Raw genomic sequence first — 2,170 nt, forward strand, 5'->3', positions numbered from 1 at the left:
CGAACGCCTCCTCCACACCCACACCCCGACCCCAACACCACCACACAAACTGGCGAAGACTCTATATAATATGGTCGACTATTCAACTAGGGTGAAATGAGGTATAAAGATGAGGGGAAAATCAGGGAGGCTCATTGCTGTAGTTGTTGCAGTTTTAACGGCGTTTGGCGTGTCTGTGCAACCTGCCTATGCAGATTCCGGCTGGCAACCAATAAAAGGGTACAGTGACGCTTGGTATGGTTGTAACCAGTATGGGTGTGATTGGGTGTGGTGGTCTCCTGGCGAGATCTCTCGTGATGTTCTGCTGCTTATGAAGCAAGGACGAGCGGTGACGATGTATCGTTTATATAATCCCAATTCCGGAGAGCATTTTTATACGTCAAACACAGTTGAAGTTGAAAAGCTATCTGGTCCGATGAGCGGTGGCGGTGGTTTTTGCGGAGTAGGTAGCGACGGACAATTCAAGTGCTGGGGCATCAATCGCGGTGCTGGATGGAAATTGGAGCAGAATGCTGGATGGATTGCTCCTACGCAGGGAGCGCCTGTCTACCGGCTTTACAATCGCAATGCTGGCGATCATCATTACACCCTTAATGTAGCAGAACGCGATATGCTAATAAAAAAAGGATGGAAATACGAGGGCATCGGGTGGCGCAGCGGAGGTTCGTGGCCGTTATACAGGCAGTACAATCGTCGTGCTCGTAGAGGAACACATAACTATACTGTGAGTAAGCCTGAAAATGACATGCTTGTGCGGTTGGGGTGGAAAGCTGAAGGCATTGGCTGGCATGCTCTCTCTCCAGACTTTGCCGATAAATATGCGCATGGCATTGGATGACATTTTTGAATATTGACTTTTCAGGTAAGTGTTCTGGATGGGGTAACTGTTATTGATTGTAAGTAGCGTCTAGAGTTCCGATCGTCACCGGTATCGTTCAGATCACGGTTCGCGGGTCCGTCTATCATTATCGGTTAGCAAGCAGCAAGACAGTATGACTACCGACTCGCGGCCTGTGAAGGTTGAGCCGCCAGCGAAACGAGGAATGATCGGATATGCGTTTATTCATACAGATACCGTGCTTGAACGAGGAAAAGACACTGCCGATGGTGCTCAAGGATATCCCCAAGGAGATTCCCGGCATTGACGACATCCAACTGCTCATCATCGATGACGGCTGCTCCGACAATACGGTGGATGTTGCTCGCGCGCTTGGCGTGCAGCATGTGGTCCATCATGCCAAGCCGATGGGTCTGGCGCGTGCGTTCCGTGACGGCGTTGACTATGCGCTCAAGCATGGCGCCGATATCGTCGTCAACACGGATGGCGACAACCAGTACCCTTCGGCTGCTATCGCGGAGCTCGTGCAGCCGATCATCCACCATGAGGCGGATATTGTGGTCGGGGACCGCCAGACCTCCAAGATCAAGGAGTTCAGCGCGTTCAAGAAGACTATGCAGCATTTCGGATCATGGGTGGTCAACAAGGCAGCCGGCACGCATATTCCTGACGCTGCAAGTGGTTTCCGCGCGTATTCGAAGTCATCGCTGATCAAGCTCAACATCGTCACCGAGTTCAGCTACTGCATGGAGACGATCATCCAGGCGGGCAACAAACGCATCGCCATCACCTCGTACGCTATCACCACCAACCCGAAGACCCGCGAATCGCGACTGTTCAGCAACATCTTCGAGCATATGGCCAAGTCGGGCGGCGCGATCATCCGCAGCTTCCTCATGTTCAAGTCGAACGTCATCTTCAAATGGGCGGCGATTGTGTTCGGCGTGCTCGGGCTCATCCCGTTCGTGCGTTATCTGGTGTTCTTCTTCCAGGGCAATTCGCAGGGCCATATCCAGTCGATGCTGGCTGGCGTTGCGCTGATTCTGCTTGCTGCATTCTGTGTGGCGCTGCAGATCATCTCTGAAGTGCAGCGCATCCAGCGCAGACTCGTGGAAGACCAGCTAGAGCGAATCAAGGAGATCGAGTATTCCGCTCCCATGCAGAAGGTGTGGGCCGATCAGGACGAATGGGGCGGCTACAGCGGCAAGCCCACCGGTGGCACGGTAGTGCCCGGATTCTTGCGCACTTTGGTCTTCGCCCGGCTCTGTGACGATGATCAGTCCGCTGCTGGTATGGTCTCACCGAGCCGGGACATGTCGAGGTAGCGGCGCG

The 2,170-nt window shown here is 53.5% G+C and carries 2 protein-coding genes; both read left to right on the forward strand.

The annotated features are described in order from the left end of the window. Positions 1-109: 109 nt before the first annotated feature. Positions 110-838, forward strand: coding sequence for a hypothetical protein (locus tag EHS19_RS10420; protein WP_151917691.1), 729 nt, complete (start codon positions 110-112; stop codon positions 836-838). Positions 839-1,080: 242 nt separating this feature from the next. Continuing rightward, complete coding sequence (locus tag EHS19_RS10425; RefSeq protein WP_206666364.1) at positions 1,081-2,163, forward strand: glycosyltransferase family 2 protein; 1,083 nt, start codon at positions 1,081-1,083, stop codon at positions 2,161-2,163. The last annotated feature ends 7 nt before the right edge of the window (positions 2,164-2,170 follow it).

The sequence above is a fragment of the Bifidobacterium jacchi genome (assembly GCF_009078285.1).
GTDB classification, from domain to species: domain Bacteria; phylum Actinomycetota; class Actinomycetes; order Actinomycetales; family Bifidobacteriaceae; genus Bifidobacterium; species Bifidobacterium jacchi.

Bases quoted from the DNA above. Each gene is read 5' to 3' on its own strand.
- EHS19_RS10420 (WP_151917691.1), top strand. From the start codon at position 110: ATGAGGGGAAAATCAGGGAGGCTCATTGCTGTAGTTGTTGCAGTTTTA.